The 23,380-nt window shown below is 47.4% G+C and carries 24 protein-coding genes; 15 read left to right on the top strand and 9 right to left on the bottom strand.

What is annotated here, in order from left to right:
* Positions 1–31 precede the first annotated feature (31 nt).
* Complete coding sequence (locus L6J37_RS16425; RefSeq protein WP_192013899.1) at positions 32–2,620, bottom strand: family 20 glycosylhydrolase; 2,589 nt, start codon at positions 2,618–2,620, stop codon at positions 32–34.
* 613 nt (positions 2,621–3,233) lie between these two features.
* Here L6J37_RS16425 and L6J37_RS16420 point away from each other — a divergent pair.
* The gene (locus tag L6J37_RS16420) at positions 3,234–3,722 is read left to right on the top strand and encodes a hypothetical protein (protein WP_192013897.1); all 489 of its coding nucleotides are present in this window, start codon (positions 3,234–3,236) and stop codon (positions 3,720–3,722) included.
* 306 nt (positions 3,723–4,028) lie between these two features.
* Here L6J37_RS16420 and L6J37_RS16415 read toward each other — a convergent pair whose 3' ends face one another.
* Together L6J37_RS16415 and L6J37_RS16410 are read right to left on the bottom strand one after the other, a co-directional pair.
* On the bottom strand, positions 4,029–4,670 hold the full coding sequence (locus L6J37_RS16415) for a hypothetical protein (protein ID WP_237795927.1): 642 nt from the start codon (positions 4,668–4,670) through the stop codon (positions 4,029–4,031).
* Between the two features lie 230 nt (positions 4,671–4,900).
* Positions 4,901–5,362: a hypothetical protein gene (locus L6J37_RS16410; RefSeq protein ID WP_225444991.1), complete on the bottom strand. Its 462-nt coding sequence runs from the start codon at positions 5,360–5,362 to the stop codon at positions 4,901–4,903.
* 250 nt (positions 5,363–5,612) lie between these two features.
* Between L6J37_RS16410 and L6J37_RS16405 the strand changes: the two genes are divergently transcribed.
* The 7 genes from L6J37_RS16405 to L6J37_RS16375 all read left to right on the top strand — a co-directional run bounded on the left by L6J37_RS16405 (position 5,613) and on the right by L6J37_RS16375 (position 10,959).
* The gene (locus L6J37_RS16405) at positions 5,613–6,377 is read left to right on the top strand and encodes a DUF3450 domain-containing protein (protein ID WP_192013893.1); all 765 of its coding nucleotides are present in this window, start codon (positions 5,613–5,615) and stop codon (positions 6,375–6,377) included.
* Between the two features lies 1 nt (position 6,378).
* Positions 6,379–7,713 (top strand): MotA/TolQ/ExbB proton channel family protein, encoded by a 1,335-nt coding sequence (locus L6J37_RS16400; RefSeq protein ID WP_192013891.1) that lies wholly within the window; start codon positions 6,379–6,381, stop codon positions 7,711–7,713.
* On the top strand, positions 7,713–8,261 hold the full coding sequence (locus L6J37_RS16395; protein WP_192013889.1) for a MotA/TolQ/ExbB proton channel family protein: 549 nt from the start codon (positions 7,713–7,715) through the stop codon (positions 8,259–8,261). The genes L6J37_RS16400 and L6J37_RS16395 overlap by 1 nt, the downstream gene beginning before the upstream one ends.
* Complete coding sequence (locus L6J37_RS16390) at positions 8,258–8,662, top strand: ExbD/TolR family protein (protein WP_027251132.1); 405 nt, start codon at positions 8,258–8,260, stop codon at positions 8,660–8,662. The genes L6J37_RS16395 and L6J37_RS16390 overlap by 4 nt, the downstream gene beginning before the upstream one ends.
* Positions 8,662–9,282 (top strand): energy transducer TonB, encoded by a 621-nt coding sequence (locus tag L6J37_RS16385; RefSeq protein WP_218385476.1) that lies wholly within the window; start codon positions 8,662–8,664, stop codon positions 9,280–9,282. Before L6J37_RS16390 ends, L6J37_RS16385 begins: the two co-directional genes overlap by 1 nt.
* Positions 9,282–10,442 (top strand): tetratricopeptide repeat protein, encoded by a 1,161-nt coding sequence (locus tag L6J37_RS16380; RefSeq protein ID WP_237795926.1) that lies wholly within the window; start codon positions 9,282–9,284, stop codon positions 10,440–10,442. The genes L6J37_RS16385 and L6J37_RS16380 overlap by 1 nt, the downstream gene beginning before the upstream one ends.
* A gap of 169 nt (positions 10,443–10,611) precedes the next feature.
* A complete protein-coding gene (locus L6J37_RS16375; protein ID WP_192013883.1) occupies positions 10,612–10,959 on the top strand; it encodes a hypothetical protein in 348 nt (115 codons plus the stop codon).
* 46 nt (positions 10,960–11,005) lie between these two features.
* Here L6J37_RS16375 and L6J37_RS16370 read toward each other — a convergent pair whose 3' ends face one another.
* Together L6J37_RS16370 and L6J37_RS16365 are read right to left on the bottom strand one after the other, a co-directional pair.
* Complete coding sequence (locus L6J37_RS16370) at positions 11,006–11,482, bottom strand: hypothetical protein (protein WP_237795925.1); 477 nt, start codon at positions 11,480–11,482, stop codon at positions 11,006–11,008.
* A 316-nt stretch (positions 11,483–11,798) separates the two neighbouring features.
* Positions 11,799–12,467: a MaoC family dehydratase gene (locus tag L6J37_RS16365; protein ID WP_237795924.1), complete on the bottom strand. Its 669-nt coding sequence runs from the start codon at positions 12,465–12,467 to the stop codon at positions 11,799–11,801.
* Between the two features lie 542 nt (positions 12,468–13,009).
* On the opposite strand from L6J37_RS16365, the gene L6J37_RS16360 reads away from it, so the two are divergent.
* From L6J37_RS16360 to L6J37_RS16335, 6 genes are all read left to right on the top strand, one after another.
* Positions 13,010–14,062, top strand: a complete 1,053-nt coding sequence (locus L6J37_RS16360) for a serine hydrolase domain-containing protein (RefSeq protein ID WP_237795923.1) — start codon at positions 13,010–13,012, stop codon at positions 14,060–14,062.
* A gap of 120 nt (positions 14,063–14,182) precedes the next feature.
* Positions 14,183–14,398, top strand: coding sequence for an alternative ribosome-rescue factor A (locus L6J37_RS16355; protein WP_192013876.1), 216 nt, complete (start codon positions 14,183–14,185; stop codon positions 14,396–14,398).
* Positions 14,399–14,528: 130 nt separating this feature from the next.
* Entirely contained in the window at positions 14,529–15,290 is a 762-nt protein-coding gene (gene modA, locus L6J37_RS16350) for a molybdate ABC transporter substrate-binding protein (protein ID WP_237795922.1), read from the top strand.
* A gap of 32 nt (positions 15,291–15,322) precedes the next feature.
* Positions 15,323–16,021, top strand: coding sequence for a molybdate ABC transporter permease subunit (gene modB, locus L6J37_RS16345; protein ID WP_237795920.1), 699 nt, complete (start codon positions 15,323–15,325; stop codon positions 16,019–16,021).
* On the top strand, positions 16,021–17,106 hold the full coding sequence (gene modC, locus L6J37_RS16340) for a molybdenum ABC transporter ATP-binding protein ModC (protein WP_192013870.1): 1,086 nt from the start codon (positions 16,021–16,023) through the stop codon (positions 17,104–17,106). The genes modB and modC overlap by 1 nt, the downstream gene beginning before the upstream one ends.
* Before the next feature lie 416 nt (positions 17,107–17,522).
* Positions 17,523–18,191, top strand: a complete 669-nt coding sequence (locus tag L6J37_RS16335) for a CAP domain-containing protein (protein ID WP_237795919.1) — start codon at positions 17,523–17,525, stop codon at positions 18,189–18,191.
* Between the two features lie 67 nt (positions 18,192–18,258).
* Here L6J37_RS16335 and L6J37_RS16330 read toward each other — a convergent pair whose 3' ends face one another.
* From L6J37_RS16330 to L6J37_RS16315, 4 genes are all read right to left on the bottom strand, one after another.
* The gene (locus L6J37_RS16330) at positions 18,259–18,813 is read right to left on the bottom strand and encodes a hypothetical protein (RefSeq protein ID WP_237795918.1); all 555 of its coding nucleotides are present in this window, start codon (positions 18,811–18,813) and stop codon (positions 18,259–18,261) included.
* 216 nt (positions 18,814–19,029) lie between these two features.
* A complete protein-coding gene (locus L6J37_RS16325; protein ID WP_237795917.1) occupies positions 19,030–19,818 on the bottom strand; it encodes an alpha/beta fold hydrolase in 789 nt (262 codons plus the stop codon).
* The gene (locus L6J37_RS16320) at positions 19,815–20,867 is read right to left on the bottom strand and encodes a M14 family zinc carboxypeptidase (RefSeq protein ID WP_237795916.1); all 1,053 of its coding nucleotides are present in this window, start codon (positions 20,865–20,867) and stop codon (positions 19,815–19,817) included. The genes L6J37_RS16325 and L6J37_RS16320 overlap by 4 nt, the downstream gene beginning before the upstream one ends.
* 164 nt (positions 20,868–21,031) lie before the next feature.
* Positions 21,032–21,712 carry a DUF4336 domain-containing protein gene (locus L6J37_RS16315; protein WP_237795915.1) on the bottom strand — a complete coding sequence of 227 codons (681 nt, stop codon included), beginning with the start codon at positions 21,710–21,712 and terminating at the stop codon, positions 21,032–21,034.
* Positions 21,713–22,257: 545 nt separating this feature from the next.
* Here L6J37_RS16315 and L6J37_RS16310 point away from each other — a divergent pair.
* A complete protein-coding gene (locus L6J37_RS16310; protein WP_237795908.1) occupies positions 22,258–23,379 on the top strand; it encodes an efflux RND transporter periplasmic adaptor subunit in 1,122 nt (373 codons plus the stop codon).
* The last annotated feature ends 1 nt before the right edge of the window (position 23,380 follow it).

Here is a 23,380-nt window from a genome sequence, read left to right as displayed (position 1 = left end):
CGAAGGAGCTCTGTGTGTCGGTTGTATGGCCTTAGTTAACCGTTGTTACCCGGCTGGTTCGCTGACCTGAAACGGTTCTCAGCTGGACACCTGCCGCGACAGCGGGTGGGTTGAGATGGTCGTACGACTGCCAGCTCGTGCCTTGATCTGTAGAGTACTCAATAGTCAGACCCGGGAAAGTCGAATTAGCTTGAAGTACACCATTCTCAATAACACCGCCTGGAACCGGCAGGTTAAACGCGATACCAGCTTGCTCCAGTTTAGGCAGCACTTTCTGACCCAGCAGGTTGGCGAAATGGTTGTAATCGGCGTTGCGTCCGGTTTCATCCAGTGCAATGCCTGCGTTGTCATTAGCTTCCCATGTCGCAGTGTGCCATGCGCGTTCAGCCAAACCCAGCACGCGAGGGAAGATCATTCCTTCAAACTGGTCTTCGGTACGGACTGTTTCGGCCCAGAGCGATCCCTGAAGGCCCAGAACATTCTCAGGCTTGAGCAGCTTTTTCACACCCGCAGAAGCAACCACTTCTGCTTTGGTGATTGGTGCACCGGCGCGAGTGAAGTCAGCATTGGCGAAGACGTCGTCAGGCATGAAACCAAAGGTTTTACGAGTGTCGGTAAAACGTGGTGCCCAGTAGTAGCCGCGCTCGTTTGGATCGGGCTCATACGGGTGGTCAAAGTACAGGTGTGTTGCATGGTTATAGACGACCTTATAGTCGTTATTGGCCAGATTATATGCGCGATCCGCGACACCCCATTCCCAGATATTCTGCCATGCGTTACCCCAAAGCTGGTTGTTTGCCATTTGTGAGCGAGGGTAAACCTGACCATCGTGCATCAGCCCGTCTTCCCAGCCAGCCATATCCAGACCATAGTTGGCAGTTATCACAGAAATACGTTCGACAAAGTAACGGCTCAGATCCGATACGCTGTTGACTCCATCAGTATTATTGGCAATGAAATCCTGACAGGCCGGGGAGTTAATCCATGCTCCTGCAATCTCGTCACCGCCGAAGTGGAACGTTTTGAGTGGCTGAACTCCCTGATGCAGGCTGACGAGGCCGCTAACCACTGCATCAACAAAGTTATAAGACGATTCCATACACACATTGATGGCGTTGTCTGTGAACATCTGAACCGACAGATACTGAGTGGTATCGTTAAAGTCGGTCAGGAGGTATTTGTTCGCTTCTGCCATGTTCCCCTGAGCCGCGTAGTGATCATAGCGGGCTTCCATCGCCTTGATTGCGGCGTGTGCATGGCCGGGAATGTCGATCTCAGGCACGACTTCAATATTCAGGGCTGCGGCATGGCTAAGAATGTCCTGATAGTCCGTGGCAGTGTAATAGCCGTTGGATTCAGGTGAACCATCCGGACCGGCACCCAGGAAAGGTAAAATACAGGCTTTCTCTTCCGGATCATGGCAGCGTGTTGCGCCAACATCTGTCAGTTCAGGCAGGCCAGCAATTTCTATGCGCCAGCCTTCGTCGTCAGCCAGACGCAGATGGAGTTTGTTCAGTTTGAATGCGGCCATTTGATCGAGCAACTGGATAATCGCATCTTTAGTACGGAAATTTCGGACGGCATCAACGGAAAAACCACGGTAAGCAAAACGAGGCGCATCAGTAATCTGCACCTCAGGGACTTTATTACCGTCGACTAACTGCAATAAAGACTGGGAAGCATACAATGCACCTGCTGTATCCGCCGCCCCTATGGTGATGATCTCGTTCGCGGCGTCGACGTTAAGGCTGTAAGCCTCTTCCCATTTTTGCACGCCATTGATGTTGATCTGGCTCCAGCCCATATTGATACGTTTTTGCGTCGTGGGCGACCAGGGTACTGCAGTTACACCTAACTGACTGGCCAGGAACATGGCCTGATCTTCATATCCATTGCCGTAGACGATAACCCAGGTCGAATCCAGTGTGACATCACCGATGCCAAGCGTCAGTTCGGCTGGAGTAGGAATAACGCCGCTGGCATTGTTGATGACATTGAGATCAGCATTACGCTGGTATCTGTCTTGTGCGGTAAAAGGATCGTAAAAGTCGGTTATGGCAGCACTTCCATAACGTTTCCATTGCTGTGGCGTTGAAAAATCAGCCACGAATGGGAGTTCTTCTGATGGCTTGGTGGGTACCAGACCATTAACACGGTTACTGGTGCTGGTGATCAGTGATGTGATGTTCTGTCCCTGATCTTCAGACACAAAATACCAGTTCGGCATAACGTCAGTTTTTGCTACCTGCCAGTTTGCAGCGTCAAACTCAATGGCAAGCGATTGTCCAGGCGCCAGAGGCACAAAGTTTGCGGTTGGCTCGATCTTAAACATATCACCATTGACATGGCTGATTTTCACCTGGTCGGTTAAGACACTTTCAACCATACGGATATGGCTGAAGTAAATTGACCAACCTGTCGCTGGTAATGTTTTACTGCTCTGGTTTGTGAAATCGATTTTAGCGCGGAAAGTGACCCAGTCATCCTGAGTGTTATCCAAAACGGTGTAAGTCACATCCAATCCCTGGCCAAGCTGGTCCAGGTCTGCAGCAGGAATAGCCATCGCAGGTGCAGCAAATACAGCTGACAATGCAAGTGCTAATACTGACGTTTTTATCATCTTAGGTTCCTTTTTTTGATGAGCGAAATAAACAATTTCTAGCCTAACCATAAGATCTGACAGATAAAAATATCAATAGTGGTTAATTCAAAAAAAGATAGTAAAACTGGCAGCAATGCCTAATAAAGCATACTTTTTGTACATAAATTAAACAGCCATTCGTGATGGAGATTTTATTTCAAGCGGAGCGGGAGCTATTGACTGTTTCGGCAGGGCATTTCTGGCAGTTGAAATATCAGTGTGATGAGTGGTTATTGCGCGCCATAAAATATTACTCGCTTGTATCAAACTGATAAGAGATTCATTCAACAGAGTAATCATGCTGGCACATAAAATGGTACAAACTTTCGGCAAAATCATCATGATATTCGGAGATATATAACGACTCTGACGTTTGGCGAAATGTATTACACAGCCATTTCACTATGGTACTAGCAAGATGCGGTTAATAAAAGCGACAACTTACAGGTAACATTTAAATCCATTCAGGTAACAAATCAATCGCCTTGTAAAAATGGCAGCCAGCTATCAGTTTCGCGATTAGAAGTGGATTTCCGCTCATCTGTAGAAGATACTCTCCCGGCAACAACCTGATACGACAAAGGATAATAAAATGACAAGAGCAGCAGTACTTTTATGCTCATTACTGGCCCTGGCTGGCTGTGATGAAGAAACAATTGAAAATTTGGTAGAGGGCAAGGTCGAAGTCTTTACGATTCATAGTGCCAGCACGACCAACCTGACCGGTGTACCTGATGGTTACCACACATGGGCAGAACTGCAAGATCTCAATGTAGATTTACCTGCGAATGCACCTTTTGGCACTCGTGATGATCTGGTCAATGCTGTTGGATCTGTGACTGATTCAGGCTGCGCAAAAATTCCGGAAACATCGGGAGTTTGCTTTAAAGAAGGCGATACATCCAGTTGCCTTCCCACTGAGCTTACAGAGATTGGCCTGAAAACATATAAAATTGATTTAAGCAGTATTGAAGATGCAATCAATGCCGGTTTCTACCCAACAGCAGTGCAGTATCTTGATCAATTTGGTCTGAACTCGAATTTGAGCATTGAAGATGCAGAATGCTCAGCAATTGAATAAACCCAATTGCGGATAATGAACACGAAGGCCAGACACGACGTCTGGCCTTTTTGTACCAGTTTGCTTTGAAAGTACACACTGTAAACGCTTGATGTTTAAATCTCGAATCGTTATCCACAAAAGCTGTGCATAACTCTGTGGGAAATGGCCGGACCCCAGAACCTGTATCGTCTTGGACAATGTCAAGCATTCAATGTGGTTTTTTTGTGGTAATTTTTTGTCCTGAATATGAGTAAAGGGCTGCAAGTAACCTATTGTATTTAAAGGTAATAATTGTTTAAAAAGGAAAGAGGTTACAAGTAAGGTTTAGCTTTCTGGCCCGGACTGCGGCTGAAATTTTAAGAGTTGAGAATGGCTTACTTTTAAAGTCACAGTGTTGAAATGCTTTCCGGAGAGTTCAGGGTGACGCTCGTAGAAAAAGTGACGGTCTCTTTCTATTGCATAGCTATGCGTAAGATAACCCCTTCCGTTGGGATAATCAGTGTTCCAGAGTGAACTTCTGGACACTTTACTGCTGGCAATAAACTCACCCAGGTAAGTGACTTCACCTGGCTGGATAGAAAACGTTAAGTCCAGTCGTTTATCGGTTTGGGTATGGATAGTTTTTCGGCCGTCAGTGCCAATAAAGGTAATTGTATGTAGCAGATAGTTTCCTGACGGCAGGGGGATAGAAAATAAAGAGCTTGTCGTCGTGGGGCTGCGAAAATCACTGGAATCATTGTTGTTAGAAACAGTGATATCTTGCTCTGTGTCGGCTCGACTAAAATACAGTGTTGTTTTTAAGTTTTCACCTGTAGACGGCCAGATAGTTGATGCGCCAATGCTACCCACTAAGAAACCGGTATCCGGCAATTCGCTAGATTGTAAGTTTTCAGGAATAGATACCAGTACGCCCTTGCTACATCCAGCCAGGGACAAACCGATCAGACTGTAAACCAAAGGCTTCATGCTTTATTCCTTCCTATTAATCGTTAACAGTTGATAAATATCTAAAAACTAGCCTATACGCAGATGCAGATAAACTGAGCCACAAAGCACATTTATGCCACACAACGCACAAAATCTCATGGATTAACGTTAAAAAGTCAGGTGAATAATAAAACTTTGAGCATTAGCTCAAAGTTTTACTGAATATTCACTGAAGAGGGAAAGGCACCAGAGCAGGCCAACCCGTTATACTATTTGGCAGCGATAACGTTTTTGAACTTGCTTGCTTTACTGAAGAGATAGTCAACATCTGGCGGAAAGTCTTTATTAGACTTTGCATGGTTCATCATGTCGAAGACAGTGAACTCAGTGAGTATCGCAAACTGATAGGAAGTGAAGTTGCCGTTTGCCTGTAACGTTGGGTCGAAATACAGATCCCCTGAGCGAATGATCGCATGATCAACGATTGGATCTTCACAGCGAAATCCAAGCACGTAGCGCTCTCCCTTACCATAAATGACATTCATGTAAGAGTTATAAAAACATTCGTTTTCTTGGGTTGTGCAAGTTTCTAATAACTCTGAGGTCATTGCTGAAACCGTCACGATTCTGATCCCTTCCGGGCGGAAGCCTAAGTCAGACAGTTGTTGTTGAATCGATTCAATGGAGAGATTGGACACTTTACTTTCCGAATAACTGATAATCCGGCGCATTATATCTTCCTCGTTTCTTCAGGTCACTGTCTTCGATTCGGATTGTCTTTAATGCATGATTCGGCTTGATCTGATCCGTGCTGCTATGGGCTTAGCGGAAGCAAAATTTCCGGATTTTATAGTTTAAATGAGATTTGTTTTCAACTAAGATGTGTGACCAGTCACTCAGCTTAATGCGTAATTGACTAGTTATGGGAAGTTGGCTCAATGGCTTGCTTTTTGAACAGATACTTAAGGTAACTGCTCCAAGATGAACATGATGAAATCCAGTCTGGCCGTGATTGCACTCGGCCTGAGCATAAATGCGGGGGCCAGTACACTCGATGCGGCCCGCAATATTGAGAGCAAAATCAATCAGTCTGCCGAACAAAGCCAGAATAAGATTGATAAAAGTGCAGATGCAACGCTTTCAATGAAGGCTGAAATTGAAGCCCTTCAGGAAGAAGTGAAAAACCTCCTTGTCTATCGGGATCATCTGGCTCGCTTGGTTGATAGTCAGGAATCAGAAAAAAGCAGCTTAAGTGAACAGATTTCAGGCATTAAAGAAACTCGCCAGGGTGTAGTGCCATTGATGTATAAGATGATAGATGGTCTGAAATCTGTGGTTGAAGATGACAAACCTATCAAACGTGATCAACGGTTGGCACGGATTGCCAAACTGGAGTTCATGATGGCTCAGGCCGATATCAGTGATGCCGAAAAGTATCGTCGTATTTTGGAGGCTTACCAGATTGAAATGGACTACGGTACTAAACTCGGTGTCTATCAGGGTAAATTGGCCCTGAGTACCACGGAAAATATTGAAGCCGATCTGCTGTATCTCGGGCGTGTGGCTTTTGTGGCGCGTAGCCTCGACGGTCAGCGCTACTGGGCCTGGAATGACGGTGCTCATCAATGGCAATCATTAGAGCCTCAGGCTGGTACTGAGTTGGATAAAGCCTTTGCAATGGCGTCGAAACAAATCGCTCCCGGTCTGATCTCTCTTCCTGTATCTGTCAATCTGGAGGCTAACTGATATGAAACTTAAAACGTTAGCACTCGCGCTTACCCTGTTTTCAGTGTCGACTTCCGTACTGGCTGTTGATGGCCTGGTGGAAAAGACCCGGCAGGAACAAAAATCCGAGCAAGCCCACAATCAAACCCGCGAAGCTGGGTTTAAGCAAACAGAAGCAGAAATACGTGCACAAAAAGATGCGCTGTTGGCAACGCGTGAATCGCTGAATACAGAGATTGATAACCTGAGCAGCACTTTTAGTACAAATGAAAAATCGCTGGCTCAACTGGAAGAAGAGTTAAGGCTTGAGTCTGGCAGTTTGGGCGAATTGTTTGGCGTGGTTCGCCAGACGGCCAAAGACTTGCAAGCGGAGCTGGAAACGTCAGTCACCAGCGCTGATCGTCATCAGTATACCGCTGTTGTAAACGATATCGTTGACGCTAAGGCACTGCCTTCGCTTAAGCAGCTGAACGGGCTGTGGCAGGGAATGAACGAGCAAATCTTGGCCAGCTCGGAAATGCGCAAAGTCTCTGTCTCTTATATCAATGGAGAAGGGTATCAATCCACTGTGGATGCTTACCGTCTTGGCAGCATTGGTTTGATTGGTGAACAGGGTTATCTGGCCTGGAATGGCATTCGCCAAGTGGCGACACCGTATTTGAAGCAGCCAGAAAATGGCCCGGTAGCTAGTCAGATAGCGTCGTTACAGCAAGCAGGTTTGCAAATGGCTGTTGTTGACCCGTCTCGCGGCAAAATGCTGGAGCAGTTGGCGCATGCCCCCTCCCTGACAGAACGCCTCTCCCAGGGCGGGGTGGTGGGTAAAATTATTCTTGGACTGTTGGCGATCGGCATCATCATCGCTCTGTACCGTGGCTGCAAGTTGATCTGGATCCGCCAGCAAATTAATGCCCAGCTGAAGAAACCAGAAAACCCGGGCAACAATCCACTTGGTCGTGTTCTGAGTGTTTACGACACCGATCAAAAACGCTCTGTTGAAGCCTTGGAATTGCGACTACTGGAAACCATTGTCGATGAACAGCAGGGGCTGGAACGTGGTTTATCCATGCTGAAACTTCTCGCGGCGCTGGCACCTATGCTGGGCCTGCTGGGAACAGTCACCGGTATGATTGAAACCTTCCAGGTGATTACTCAGTTTGGTAATGGCGATCCTAAAGTGATGGCGGGAGGGATATCCATGGCACTGGTGACAACCGTATTGGGCCTGGTATCAGCAATGCCTTTACTGCTTGCACATAATCTGCTGAGTGCGCAGGCAGATGCGATCCGAAGCATTCTTGAGAAGCAGGGGATCAGTCTTGTCGCAGCAGAAGCTGAGAAAACAGGAAGCACTGCGTAATGGATGTGACACTGTTCAGTAGCGAATTTGCCGAAACCTGGTGGATCTCCCTGCAGCAGTTCATGCAACAGGGAGGACAAATACTGTGGTGGCTTGCCGTTGTGGTGTTGTTCTCCTGGTTGCTGGTCGCTGAGCGTCTGCTGTATCTGGTGTTCACTTATCCCAAGCAAAAGCAGCGGTGGCTGGCAATGTGGTACGCCAGAGAAGATCAAACCTCCTGGTATGCTCATGCCATACGATCCGGCTGGCTCAGTGAAGCGCATCTTGCCTTATCTCAGAATCTGAATGTGATTAAAGTCCTGGTGGCTATTTGTCCGATGCTGGGACTGCTGGGAACAGTGACCGGAATGATCTCAGTCTTTGATGTCATGGCCAACCAAGGCAGCAGCCAGCCAAAACTGATGGCTTCGGGTATATCGCTCGCTACATTGCCAACAATGGCGGGTATGGTTGCCGCACTGGCAGGCATGTTTATTCATGCCCGTCTTGCAAAAGCGTGCAAGATGCGAGAGCAAAAACTAGAAAAATTGATGAGGAGTCAACGATGAGGTTAAGTCGCCCATCCGTCGCTCGGGAAGAAGCCCAGATTGATCTGACTTCTATGTTGGATATCGTGTTTATCATGTTGATTTTTTTCATCGTGACCAGCTCTTTTGTTCGTGAGTCCGGCGTTGAAGTGAATCGTCCCCAAGCCAGCAATGTGGTCAGTCAGAAAGATGCCGGCATCTTTGTGGCGATTACTTCGGCAAACGATGTGTATATCGATAAGCGTGTTGTGGATGTTGAACGCGTACAGGCAACACTGGAAACCTTGCTGCTCGATCAGCCTGATGCCTCTCTGGTTATTCAGGCTGATGAGCACGCCTACAGTGGTACTGTGGTAAAAGTCATGGATGCAGCCAAAGGCGCCGGAGTCAAAAATATTGCCTTGGCGGCGGAGAAGCGCTGATGTTCAGGCTCATAGTAGCTGCTCCGTTAGCACTGCTGATTACGGGTGGCTTGTTTACTTTTATGGCCTGGATGGTTGATGACGGTAACCGTCAGTTGCCGGAAGCAAAAGAATCGCTGGCGTTTAACATGGTGATGGTTGAGCAGGAGCGTGAAGCGCAGCGTCGGCAACGCACAGTACCTGAGAAACCGGAAACACCTGAGCCGCCACCGCAGGCCATACCGAAAAGTGCCCAGGCAAGCGCCGTGACGCCTTTGGTTTCACCTACTATGCCATCAATTGCTATGGATGCTTCCGTGAAAGGCCTGGCAATCAGCTTGCCGGCCGTTTCAGATGTGGGACGGGATCAGCAGGCCATGCCGCTCTATCGCGTTGAGCCCAAATATCCTGCCCGGGCTTTAAAAAGAAGCATTGAAGGGTATGTGGTGCTGTCGTTTACGATTGACCCGCAAGGCAGGCCAACAGATATCAAGATTGTTGACGCGCAGCCTAATCGTGTATTTGACCGTGAAGCGATACGTGCTTTAAAGAATTGGAAATACCAACCAAAGATTGAAGGTGGTAAAGCGCTATCCCAGCATGGTCAGCAAGTAAAAGTGGAATTTAATCTGAGTAAGTGATGAAAACATTAGCTTTTATAGTGGCGATCTTGTTTGCGCCTGTCGCGCTGTCGGCACAACTGTCTCAGTATACCGCCGGCAAAGTGCAGCAGGCACAGAAGCTTCAATTGGAAGACAAGGTCAGTGCAGCCATTGTCTTGCTCAGGGAGATGGATATTTCCCGTGCCTATGATAAAGCGTTTGTTAACCGTATGCTGGGTGTGTATTACTGGCAGGACGGCAAGCCGGCTTTATCTATTCAGCGGTTGGATCAGGCCATTGAAAGCGGGCAGCTTGATGACGAGTATCTGAGATCCACACAACGTATGCTGGCCGATATATTGTTATCCCAGGCGCAATATCAAAAAGCACTCAACTATTACTATCAACTCAGTAAGTCGATTCCCGCAACTGAAAAAGCCGATGATCTCTGGCTGAGAATCGCCCAGGCCAATTATCAGCTTGAAGAATGGCGTTCGGTGCTGTCAGCTATTCAGCAGTATGAGCGTGTTCATAAACAAAAAGAAGTGCAACCTTTATCACTAAAGTTGGGTGCTCAGTTACAGCTCCAGCAGTATAAGTCAGCGCTCCCAACCTTAAATAGCCTTATTACACTGGAGCCGCAAAAAGTCGTGTGGTGGCGACAACTGGCGGGCATTGAAATGCGGTTGGAGAGAAGAAAACAGGCGATTGAAACGTTAGCGTTGGCAAAGCGCCAGGGAGTCGCCTTATCTCAGCAGGATCTGAAAACTCTGGGCCAGCTTTACGCCCAGGAGGGGATTCCTGAGAAAGCTGCTCGCATTTTTGCATCACTGGATAACAGTGACAGTAATCTTGATTTATTGATTTCTCAGGCAACCTACTGGCAAATGGCGAAAGAGTGGGAGCAGGCGATAGAAACGTGGCGAAAAGCCGTTGAGTTAGATGCGCAGTATCGCTGGCAGCTTTCGACGCTTTTATTACAGGAAGGCCACTATCAACTTGCGCTCAATGAACTGGATAAATTACAGATCAAAGGTAAGCAAGCGGATATTGAGCTGGCTAAAGTGCGCGCCTATTACAAATTACAAAACCTTGAACAGGCGATTGTGCATGCGAAGAAAGCAGATAATTTACAATCGTCAAAGGCTTCACAAAGCTGGATTAAGTATCTGAATCAATTGCGTGATATGGAAAGTTAAGTTCAAGCAATGACCGCAGAGATGAAACGGCGCATTGCGTCGTTTTTTGTTGCTGAGCATCTGAAATTCAGTCCAACTCAAATGTGTGTACTTGCATATTAATACAAAGTCATTAAAGTGGGCTCGCACGAAATAAACCGTTTTTTATGTCGCATAATTTAATGAGAAGATGCTGAATTTTCTGAAATACGTATTGCTGAGTAATTTACTGGCAGCTGGTGCGGTATGGGTTGGCCATAAATTTTTCGAGCAGCCATTCAGTGTTAGTGGTGATGTTCTGTTTTATATGTTCGCACTTCAATGGGCACTGGCTGGCATTGTCTGGAATGGTGGCAAAGAGAGCCAATCTTTTGATGGTGATCGAGCTGCTATCAAAGCGGCATCAATGTTGTCGGATCATGAGATAGAAGCAGGTAAGCAAAGAGACATTAAAGCAAACTACCATTTTGGCTTTACCTTCTTTTTATCGGGACTATTTCCTTTATTTGCCTGCATTTTATTATCGGTATTTAACTGAGAAGCTACCCGCTTCGCAGCGGGCAGCTAAAGCGCTGGGGAATAAATTATGCGGAATACGGCAGGTAACCGGTAAAGCCACAGATTTTCCAGCCTGTATCTGTGCGTTTAAGGTAGTAGAGTGACTGCCATAGCAGTTCATCAGCACCGCCATCAGCACGCTGGATGCTGCCGCAAAATTGTTTACGGGCAATCGCTCGTCCATTCTCTATGGTAATTTCATTCAAGCTGGTTGCAGCATGAACCGCCAGCTCTAACGGTTCGCTGTACACAGTTTCCTGCGCGAGCCTTGCCTGACGCAGCCACTCTTCCTGGTAGTCTGCCAGAGAGGAAAAAGCGAAAGTCCACGCTGCCGGGTTATCTGACTTGTTGGCATTGATGGCATAAAACTCATCTTCAGTGAAGTCTTCGGCCACTTGTGACCAGTCTGCCTCGCAGTAAGCTTTGATGTCACGCGTGACAAGCATATCCCAGATAGCAGCGCGATCTCTGTCAGTATCAGTAAACGGGTTGGATTTAATCATAGTGACTCTCCCTAAAAATCAGTCCCAATATGGGATGCCATTCATACGTGAATAGCCAAACAAACTGACGAACATCAAACTGGAAATAGCACGTGAATTAAACTGATAGAGTTTAAGGTTGGGATCTTGGACAACAAAAAGCCCCTGATATTAAGGGAATATACGAAATAGGCATGTGTCAATGTAAGCAGGGGGTTACTGTCCGCATTGCGGCCTTGTCACTGTCTGGCGTTGGCAACTGAAAGGCAAAACGGCGGTCTTGTGCCTTACCGCTCAAACTGAGTGAAAGTTTGAGCGGTAAGGCAAGAGATATCGATCAGAAATACAGCCGAACGACTGATTCTGCTACGCAGCCAGGGCGGCGGCATCCTTCGATTTCTACGGAAATTTCCTGCACAATTTCCAATCCACGTTTTATAGGCGTGACAGACTGGATTTTTGTACGGGCTCGCACCCGGCTACCTTCTTTAACCGGGTAGGGGAAACGTACCTGATTTAAACCGTAATTAACGGTCATTTTTGCGGTAGGAAATTTCTGGTTGTTGGGATCGACACTATCTGTCAGTACAGAGAGCAGCGACAGCGTAAGAAATCCGTGCGCAATTGTTATTTTAAAAGGTGACTCAAGCTCAGCGCGTTCCGGATCCGTGTGGATCCACTGATGATCATCCGTGACATCGGCAAATCGGTTAATACGATCCTGATCGACAGTCAGCCAGTTACCCACGTGAATCTCTTCACCCAGCGATGCGAGCAGTTCTTCCATTAGTTTGGCGGCTTCAGGATGGATCTCGATAGCTGCCGTTTTCTGTACAGATTCGCCATTTGAGGCAATATTCTCAGCTTTAGCCCAACCTGTGACATGTGCCTTGTTCAGGAATTCAATCCAATAGTCACGAATTGACGGCGACAGCCAGTCTTTCAGCTCAAATGGGTGCTTGGCCAAGATTTCACTTTTCTGTTTGAGAAAGTCGACCACTTTCATGCTTACCAACCTTTATCGTTTTTTCTTAGTATGATTGAGGCGGCATATTGAATCCTGGCTTAGCAGCAGCAGGATTAAAATGTGCCCTTGATCTCAAATAACTCATCGGATGAGTGTTCATTATTATAAATCAAATTGATGCCGTCACTGTAAAGTGTGCGTCAAATCATACTTTACCATCAAAGTGTGATATTGATCACCTTGTTGCGATGTGAAGATACGTCTTGAGTACAGCTAACTTCATGGCTACAGCTTCTGGTGTCGATTGCTCAGTGACAGTTAATCTGGCTGATGGTAACAGCCCTTTCGTCATACCTGTGATTATAGATTGTCGCAGGAAAAAGAAGTGAATAGTGTGCGATTGATACCTGTTTTTAACTTCTTAGATTATACCTACCCTATTACCTGCTTGTGCAGGGGAGAGGGTGTCAGGTGGGGTTGTGTGCTGTCGAACCTGGTTGTGGTGCTGTATTTTCATCTTAGGCATTCGGGGTGCATGTGCAGCCCCTGGTGATGAAATTGTTTTTGCGCTGGATAAATTTGTGAATCAAGCCGTGACAAGCTCAATCCCTGGCGCGTCACTGGCTGTACTCGTCAATGGTGAGATCCGCTTATTACGTGGTTACGGTGTCACGAAGGTGGGGGGCGCTAAAAAAATAGATTCTGCCACTGTGTTTCCTCTGGCATCCATTTCTAAAACTTTTGCTTCAGCCGCAACGGCGCTGCTGGTTGACCGTGGTTTGATTGAATGGGATACACATGTTATCCCGTATCTTGAAGATGTTAAATTCAGCGATCCGGATTTAGGTAAAGTCGTCACGTTGCGAAATGTCTTGTCGCATACCACAGGTCTGGTGCCTCAGGCGTACTCTGATCTGCTTGAAAATGATGTGAGTTATCAGCGGATTCTTTCGATATTAAACCGGGTAAAGTTTGTTTGCGATCCCGGTGAATGTTACGGCTACCAGAACATTGTTTATAACCTGAGTGCTGACATGATTTCACTGGCATCTGGCATGGAATACAGCCAGTTTGTGACAGAGCATATTTTTATTCCGCTTCATATGCACAGTGCAACCTTTGGCCTGGAGCGCTTTCTGAATGCCGATGACAGGGTTGTCCCGCATGTCAGAACCAAGTCAGGCTATGCGGCAGTTAAACCTGCTCCTTACTATTATGGCGTACCAGCGGCGGCTGGTGTCAATGCCAGCGCACAGGATCTTGCGCAGTGGATGCTGGCTCAGTTTGGCCAATATCCTGAAGTCCTCAGTGAAGACAACCTCACTTTGTTACATAAGCCATTGATAAGGGCTAATCAGTATCGGTACCGGGCGAAGCTGAGTAATGTGTATTACGGTTTAGGGTGGCGAACATTTGACTATCAGGGGATTACCGGCTTTGTTCATCACGGTGGCTGGGTCAAAGGGATAAGAACAGAAATGGTTTTTAACCCGATCACTCAGACAGGTATGGTTTTTTTGACCAATTGCGAAACAGACGTGGCAAGAGAAGTCGTATTAGAATTCCTGGATTTGTATAAACAGTATATTGACCCCGGTGTTTCTGGCGGTGAAGTAGCAACGTCAGGAAATTAAAGCGCTTTTTTGAAATCTGATGACTAAAATTTATCTTGGCAATCTCTTGTGTTTTTAACTGTCAGGCGTACACTTCGCTTGAAATTTGCCGGTAATTACTGATTAACCAAGGAGCATATAATGGCAAAGAAAAAGTGCTGCCAGCACACAGAGCAGGCCACAAATACTGGTTTTGAAACTGATCATGGTCGCGGAACAATCATGGACAATGCCCTTAAAGCCGTCGTCACCAGTAAAGTTTTCCGCAGCAGAGTTGAAAAAGCCCGAAAAGGCAAAGGCAGTTTTCAGCGCAAAGCAAAACACGGCGGGCGAGAGTCCTGGCCAATCGCTGCTTAATGTAAGCATGATTGCCCAGGGCTCTTTTTTTGGTAATTTTTATTTTCTGACTTAAAGGTCGGAAAATAATTGTCAGGTATAGTCTTGCAATTTACTATCTCTGACTCATTGATTGGAATGGAGTCTGGTAATGAAAAAGCTTTGGTTCGTGTTATTTTCTCTGTGTCTGTTTAACCTGCCTCAGGCTACTGCACAGGAAAAAGTGCTGGTTTTTGCTGCGTCTTCGCTCACCAATGCGTTGAATGAATTGGCGGAAAGTTATGAGCATGCCAGTGGCAATGAGGTTGTACTCTCGTTTGCCTCGTCGTCAACGCTTGCCCGCCAGTTAGCTCAAGGTGCACCAGCAGATTTGTATTTATCAGCAAATACAAAATGGATGGATTATGCGGCAGAGCAGAAAGTGATCAATAGCGAATCACGCAAAGATTTACTACATAATCGATTAGTCTTGGTTACGCATAAATCTGAATCGGTGAATTCAGTACCGCTAAATGCCTCGTGGGACATCACGAAGACATTAAATGGCAGCCGACTGGTTGTTGGCGATCCGAATCATGTACCGGCAGGCATTTATGCCAAAGAAGCCCTGGAGTCTCTGGGACTCTGGCAGCGGGCAGAACCTTTGCTGGCGAGAGCAAACAATGTTCGTGCTGCGCTCTTGCTGGTGGAAAGGCAAGAAGCGAAGTTTGGTATTGTTTACCAGACAGATGCTCAGGTAGCACAAGACGTCAAAATTGTTGCCCAGTTCCCTGAGCAAAGCCATCAGCCCATTACCTATCCGGTTGCTTTAACTCAGCAGGCCCCATCGAAAGCGGCCCAGGGATTTTATGAGTACCTGCAGTTGTTTGATGCAACCGAAGTGTTCGAACGCTACGGCTTTTCAGTCAATTAACCAACGGGAAGTGTGTCATTCTGAATTTTCCCATGGATACCTTTACCTTAACCGACTACGAAGTCACCGCACTGCAGCTGAGTTTGAAAGTCGCACTCACTGCAGTGATTGTCAGTCTTCCGGCAGGAATTGGCTGTGCCTGGTTGCTGGCAAGAGGGCAGTTTTGGGGGAAATCCCTGTTAGATGGCCTGGTACATTTGCCGCTGGTTCTTCCTCCTGTCGTGGTCGGCTACTTGCTGTTGGTCATGATGGGGCGCCAGGGTATGATTGGCGCTTATCTGTACGATTGGTTTGGCATCACGTTTGGGTTTAGCTGGCGTGGTGCTGTTCTGGCTGTCGCTGTGGTGGCTTTTCCGTTAATGGTAAGAGCAATACGGCTTGCGCTGGAAAATGTTGATCCTAAACTGGAGCAGGCGGCCCGCACGCTCGGGGCCAGTCCGGTTAAAGTTTTTTTTACCATCACATTACCGCTTATGTTACCCGGTATACTTACCGGTACCGTACTTGCCTTCGCCCGGGCGTTGGGCGAATTCGGCGCAACCATCACCTTTGTCTCGAATATACCGGGCGAAACGCAAACTATCCCTCTGGCTATGTTTTCATTCATAGAGACACCGGGGGCCGAAGTGGAAGCTGCCCGCTTGTGCGTGATTGCCATTATTATTGCTTTGCTGTCTCTGGTAATCGCAGAGTGGCTGGCTCGTATAGCGCGAAACAGGCTGGGTAACTGATGTTAGAGCTGAATTTTGTCAAGCAACTTGGACAAATGCGACTGGATGTCGACTTGCGCTTACCCGAATCGGGTATCATTGCCATTTTTGGCCGTTCTGGTGCAGGAAAAACCTCTTTTATTAATATCGTCAGTGGGTTAAGTAAGCCGGATGAAGGCCACATCGCATTTGGCAAGCATGTGCTTTGTGATACTTGGCAGGGCATTGATTTACCACCGGAAAAGCGCCGTATTGGGTATGTTTTTCAGGATGCCAGATTGTTTCCGCATTATAAGGTGAGAGGTAATCTGCTTTACGGAAACCACAGCAAACCAGACCCGGAACTGTTCAGTGAAGTCGTTCAACTTCTGGATATATCGCATTTATTAGGTCGTTATCCTGCCAGTTTATCTGGCGGAGAGAAGCAGCGTGTTGCCATTGGCCGCGCGTTACTGAGTAAACCCGATATGTTGTTGATGGATGAGCCCTTAGCCTCGCTGGATTTACCGCGCAAGCAAGAGCTGATGCCTTATCTGGAATCGTTAGCTAAAAGTGTCAGTATTCCTGTGCTTTATGTCAGTCACAGCCTGGATGAGATACTTCGCCTGGCAGATCACATGGTGGTGCTGGATCAGGGGAAAGTGATTGGAAATGGTGCACTGACAGATGTGTGGGCCTCCTCTGTGATGCGTCCCTGGCTCAGCGCCAGAGAACAAAGCTCAGTGTTGCAGCTAAAAGTAACTGAACACCATCCTTCCTATCCGTTGACCCAGCTTTGTATCGGGCCAGACCTGCCGTTGTGGGTCAGCAGAGTGCGCCGGCCAGTCGGGGAAATGGTCAGGGTGAGAATTCACGCGAATGACATTTCCGTCACCCGAATCAAACCCGCGCAGACCAGTATACGGAATGTGTTGCCCGCGACCGTCGAAGGCATAGAGCAGCATAAATATCACTCTGATATCGTGGTACTCCGTTTAGCTGTTGGCACGTCAATCCTGACGGCCAATATCACGCCCTGGGCGGCAGATGAGCTGCACCTCCATGTCGGCGATAACCTGTATGCGCAAATCAAAGGCGTAAGCCTCAGCCAGCAGGATTTGGCCTGAGTGGCCAGATCCTTGGTGTCCTAACCTTCTTCTCATTCTCCTTGTTGATATCTTGCTTGCATCAATGTCACTGTGTGTGATTTTTGTTAAGATCGAACAAAAAACAACCTAATCCTTCTGTGTGAATTTTGAACAATGTACGGGTGGTTTATCTGCTTGTTTCGTTGAGATTAAGTTCTGCCTTGTGCTCAAAAACTGGCAAATTTTTGTGTCAAATGATTGTCAGGATGCGTATTTTTTAAACGTCAGCTATTGCTAGCAGATGTTTGCAGTCAGTATATTCCTCTCCCGTTGTTGGCTGATTTTATCTTTGCAGCTGTAAAGGTTGCACATTGCAGAGACTTATCCCTGGCTACTGATTGTTCTGGCCTCTGCGTTATAAATCAGGATCTTATTATTATTAAGTGGATGTACCCATGCGAATTCTTACAGTATTGATTTTATCTATGTTTGCCCTTGTCGGGTGTGGCGGTTCAGACGGCGGTTCAGGTGACAGCTCTACTTCTCATAACGGCTCTTCAGTATCTAATGGTGGTTCTTCTGAGCGACCAACGACCGGCGGTGGTGATCAAACGACAGGCGGAAGCACAGGCTCTGGCTCAGACGGAACCGGCACTGGCTCAAATACAGGCGGCTCAGATCAAACCGGCTCTGGCAGCTCAAATCAATCTATGGCTGATGAAATGCTGGCAGCGGTGAATGCTGCACGGGCACAGGGCCAGGACTGTGGCGGAACCTGGATGCCGGCAGTTGCTCCTCTGACATGGGATGCCACTTTAGAACAAACGGCATTCCTGCACTCGAGCGATATGGCCAATTATGACTATTTCAGTCATACCGGGTTGGATGGCTCGTCGCCAAGTTCGCGTGTAACAGCACAGGGTTACAGCTGGAAAACCGTAGGTGAGAATATTGCGGCAGGCCAGAAGACGGTATCTGCTGTGATGCAAGGCTGGTTAGAAAGTCCTGGGCATTGCAGAAATATCATGAACGGCAGTTTCACGCAGATGGGCGCAGCTTCTGATACCAACTCAGGCAGTACCTACGGCATTTACTGGACCCAGGTGTTTGCCTCGCCTAAGTAAACGTCAGAGATTAAGCCAAACTTTGCCTGGTGGGTTACCGGGCAAAGTTTAGCGCTATCAGAGGATGTTATTGATGCCATTGCTGATAAGCATCAATACAGCGAATCTGAGGAAGTTTTTGTTTTAGCACATTATCCAAGCCGCTTTGTTTATAATTTCTTAGCTCAACATTGTATTTGGCTGTGGCTAAATCATAGTTGTTGGAATGAAGAATAGAACCGGCACAGGTTTTTTTATACTGATCCCAGTCACTGTAGTATTTCACATAAAAAGTCTGGATCCATGCGCCACCAGAATTGTCTTCGCCGCCTGTCACTTTGTTGTTGATAATACGCTCGGCATAATATTCCCAAGTGCCATCATCAAAAATCGTAAACTGAGCCGGGTTGTCATACTCTAAATTTTCGCGGAAATAGGCCACATTGGTGAACTGGAAAACCGGATTTTTAGTGTTGGGTTTTTTATCCGTTCTTGCCGGTAAATAGATGTTCATCGTTTTATCGATGGGCGAGGCGGTGGGGGCTTGTGTGCTGGTTTCGTCGTCACCGGAACTGCAGCCCTGCAGTAATAGCAGGCTCAGAGCGGTAACAGATGTGATGAAAATACTGCGATTGTAAGACATGAAAATTCTCCTACGATGATTATGCACCTGCATAAATCTCAACGTATGCAATGTCATCTTTGAGAATATCGGTAACGCTTCTTTTGTGACGTATCAACACTGAGACGTCACGGACTTCTTCTTGTTACAACCAAGAAGTGTGTGGCTTTACAATGAGCTGAACAAACTGGCTGCTGAGTAAACTTCGCAATCAAGCTGGCTTTATTCAATCTGGTTTCATTTTGCATTCTGCCAGAATGCCAGTGAGTAACGGCAAACCCAGTCGGGGTCATCAAGTGGTAAGTCATGGCCGGCACTGGGGTGAATGTGTATAGGGCACTGCCAGTAGTGGGCAAGCGTTCGGCTGCAAGAAACATCGACCAGCTCGTCATGTTGCGAAGCAAGCAGTAATACGGGTTTATCCGGAACATCTTTATATCTGAAAGTCATTGCGGCGTTCAGTTGCCGGAACAGATTACTCCTTTGGATAGGACACTCTTTGCGCCATCGAATCCATGTTTTCAGTATGTCAGGATCTCCGGGGTACATGTTTGAGGTCATATGAAGAATGAATTTTTCCTGCTCTTTGGGTTTGCTCATCAGCAACCTGATGATATTGGGATACTGCCGCCACCGTAATCGTTTATAAAAGGGGGATTGTTTGCCATCACTGGTATTGAGCAGTACCAGCGACTTCACTTCCTCCGGGTACAATCTTGCCCACTCAAGCGCAATCATCCCTCCCATAGAAATCGCCAGCAGATCATAGGTACCTGCTTCTATTTGATTTTCCGTGTCGAGTTCGCGGGCATGCAAAAAATGTAACTGCTGATGGAGGTCATCAACCATGGCACTGACGGTGGAGGGTGATGTCTCCAGAAACCGTTGACCGTTACCGGCGAGATCCAAAGCGATCACCTTTCGGAAAGGAAAATGCGACCTTAGCTGTTGGGTGAAATTGCCCCAGTGCCTTTGCTCGCGAAGTAATCCTCGCAAAAGGATAATAGGTCGTTGGCAGTGAGTCATGAGCAGTTATCCTGATGGTTTGATGAATACCAGAGCAACATTGCCTGGTGCCAGTCGGCCATCTCTTGGTTGTGACTGAACCAGTTGGTATAAGCTTCGGTTGCATTTATCAGAAAGTCTAACAGAACGAGATGCTTGCGGAGTGTCCGTTGTACTCTGTGCTTTTTAATGGGATGGAATAAGCCCAGTGGATGCCAGAGTTGCAACGGGTTTTTTCTCACCCAAAGCCAGGAGCCCATTTCCAGCGTGAGAGGTAGCAGCGGATTTCCCTGAGCTTCAGCTTCATCATACAAAAAGTCCCACAAGTCGCCGTGGCAGGTGTAGTGTTTTGTCTGTGGCTCGAACACATAGTTTTGATGAGGGTAAGCCTGAAAAAACATTTCCCGCACCCGAAACAGACTGCCGAGTCGCGAGACTGGCTGCCGGGTACTTTTGGCATAAGGGAACCAGATTCTGTCTCTGAGCCCGAAGCCAGAATGGCAATCCAGCGCCATGGTAAACGGGCTTTGCCGGGTATGCTTTAGCACCTGATCAACCAGCAGCTGTGCTTCAGCTTCCATTGGACGCCCTGCCGGACCGCGGTACCACGGCAGACGGGGGCTGATTCTATGGCCACCGACCAGCCATGCTGTGCGCTCCTGACTTTCGACAGGGGCATTGCGCATCAGATCAACATGTCTGGCGTTCGAGCGGCGCTGCATGGCCATACCTACCGGATTAAGCAGCGGAATCGCCACTATCTGCATGTTCTCAAGCGTGCGTTGCAGGTTATTATCCCAAGCCAGACGCTGACACAGGCTGGTCAGCAGAGAGAGCAAAACCTGAGTCCCAATGCGCTCAAGGCCATGCACTCCGCCAACCAGAAACAGGCAGGGCAGGCCGGGAGCGGGATTGCCTAAACGGCACTCATAAATGGGGAGATGCTGCTCATGGAAAGGTAACCGGATTAACTCACTGGCTTGCAGGCTAATCCGGTTCTTGATTTTCGCTTCGCTTTCAATCAGTGCTTCAAGTTGTATCAGTTCAGGCAAACGCTCGGTAATAGTCACATTGAATCCCTGTTTTCATCATCACTATACCTGTCCTACTTGAAGCTGCAGCGGTGTTGGCTTGCCGCCTACCTGCATCATCAAGTAGTTTAGGTATACACTTATCATGGTTCATAGTGGAGTGAAAAGCTGACAGCTTTATTGCAACTGAGCGCGTTATTTTTCTAGGCCAGTGCCCAGCGAAAAGCTTGAGAAAAGATATGTTTGCCGTTCTCGGGTATCACTTGCCCATGGGCAAACAGGATTCTGTCAAATGGCCAGGTCAGAATTTCCTGTAAAGACTGGCGTAACCGGGTTTTGTTGTGGAAGCTATGACGCCAGTAGAGTGGCATTGCCGGATGAAAATAGCAGCCATTGGCTATGGCTAAGGCCACGGTGGCCGGGTTGTGGCTGTTTCGCAGCCAGGCCATGGCATCGCCAAGGATCAGTGTTTGTGATTCGGGATCGCAAAACACCACTTCTTCAACATGATCGCTGCCTCTTAACAGCGTCTGCAATAATTGTCCTCGCCACATCGCAGGCGTTTCAGCACCCAGTGCATCATCAAAAACCAGATCTGTGCGCTTGAACTGAAGCCCTGGAGGGGCAAAAAAAGTCGCCTGAGAGTAGGCGAGCCACCATTCGGACAAAAAGAGATGATGATTCAGGTTAGGCGTCACTATGGCTGAGACATGGCCAAGTTTAGCTAACCGGAGCTGAATATCAGTAGTGAGCTGAACCGGGGAATGGACAAGAAGATTATCATTTTTGAGCCGTATCACTGTCATGCGGCAGCCAACAGGCACGCCATAACGTTTCCACGGCATATCCTGATACCAGATTCGATCTTTACTCCATTCGATCATCGCTTTATTCCTTAAAGCACCACCTGTATTTTCGGCGGAGTGTATCAGAGAAAAGTCTGCTTATATATAGAGTTAACAACAGATAAATTAACCCCAGCTGATGTGGCGAATTGCATAACAGCATGAATAAAAAAGTAAACAATTCGCCAGATTTTGGTTGTTCTCGCCATGCTCTGAGTTTGGGTTTTCTGTAGCTTATTGAATTATAGTATAAATATTTTTTGGTATGTGACTTGCTACAGACGTGTACCGACTATGAATAGGGTATATTGCAAATGGGTTAATTTATAAAGTACGGACACGTTAATAATCCCGTTTTTCATCAGGGTTAACATATTCAGAACAATACAGTTGAAACAAGTAAGCTCTGCTTTTTATCTCACAGACACATAAGTAGAATTCAACTTGATTTATTCGTTACTTTTAAATGTTAAAGCTCACAGTTGCAGTTTCATTTTATGGGCCAATAACAAAATGAATCCAGAAAAATTGCATTAGACTTGAGTGGTAGCGTTTAGTGACGTTTCGTCATAAAAAAGGAGAATATGATGAGAGGACTACACACCGTGTTACGGTGGTTGGCGGCCAGGCCTTATATATATGCCATTGGTATTACCGTTCTGATTCTTGGCTGGATGCTGTCTGGTGGTCAGTCTCAGGAAGACAGCACAGCAATGCAGGCGCCGGGTAATGAAAACAGTGTGCCTGTTCAGTCTCAGGATAATGCGCCGGTACCTAAAGTCAGAATCACCACCTTCGCCGCCGAGCCGGTATTTCGTAGTCTGACCTTATACGGTAAAACAGAACCCAGCCGGCAGGCGACAATCAAAGCCGAAGTGGCTGGACGAGTCGTTGATGTGATTGCGCAGCGTGGCTCGTTAGTGAAGGAAGGACAAATCATTGCCCGTCTGGCTCAGGATGACTGGCCGGAGCAGTTAAAGCGGGCGAAAGCCGTGCTCAAACAGCGGCAGATTGAATACGACGGTGCGAAGCGACTGAATGAAAAAGGCTTTCAGGGGCGTGTTCTGTTAGCTCAAACCGAAGCTGACCTTGTTGATGCGCAAACGACCATAGCAACCTTGACGCTGAAGCTGGAAAAAACCACCATCCGGGCTCCATTGAGCGGTATCTTGAATGAGCGAATGGTAGAAGTAGGCGATTATGTTCAGGTGGGCGATCCGGTCGGCAATATTGCGGATATCAATCCGCTGATTGTCCGGGCTGATGTCACCGAAACGGATATTCAGCATATTCGTTTGGGCCAGGAAGCGGAGGCAAGATTGACAGGAAACCATGCTGCCACAGGCAAGGTTCGCTACCTTTCGAAAGTGGCAAATGAAACCACAAATACTTTCCGTATCGAGGTCGCTTTCGACAATGATGAGCTGCACTTGCTGGCAGGGACCAGTGCTGAGCTGGTGGTACCGATTGAAGAAACGGAAGCCATTAAAGTCACGCCTGCCGTACTGGCTCTGGATGAGGCCGGGAATCTTGGTGTTAAAACAGTAGAGGAAGATCATGTGGTCTTTACTCCGGTGCGTGTCGTGAAAAGTGATGGTGACGGTACCTGGCTGGGCGGATTTTCAGGCGTGGTGGATGTGATCACCGTTGGTCAGGGTTTCGTCCGGCCGGGTGATCGTGTTGAAGCTATCAGGATGGAGAACTGAG

Source organism: Photobacterium sp. WH77 (assembly GCF_022014395.1).
GTDB classification, from domain to species: domain Bacteria; phylum Pseudomonadota; class Gammaproteobacteria; order Enterobacterales; family Vibrionaceae; genus Photobacterium; species Photobacterium arenosum.
This window is presented reverse-complemented; position numbering and strand designations above follow the sequence as displayed.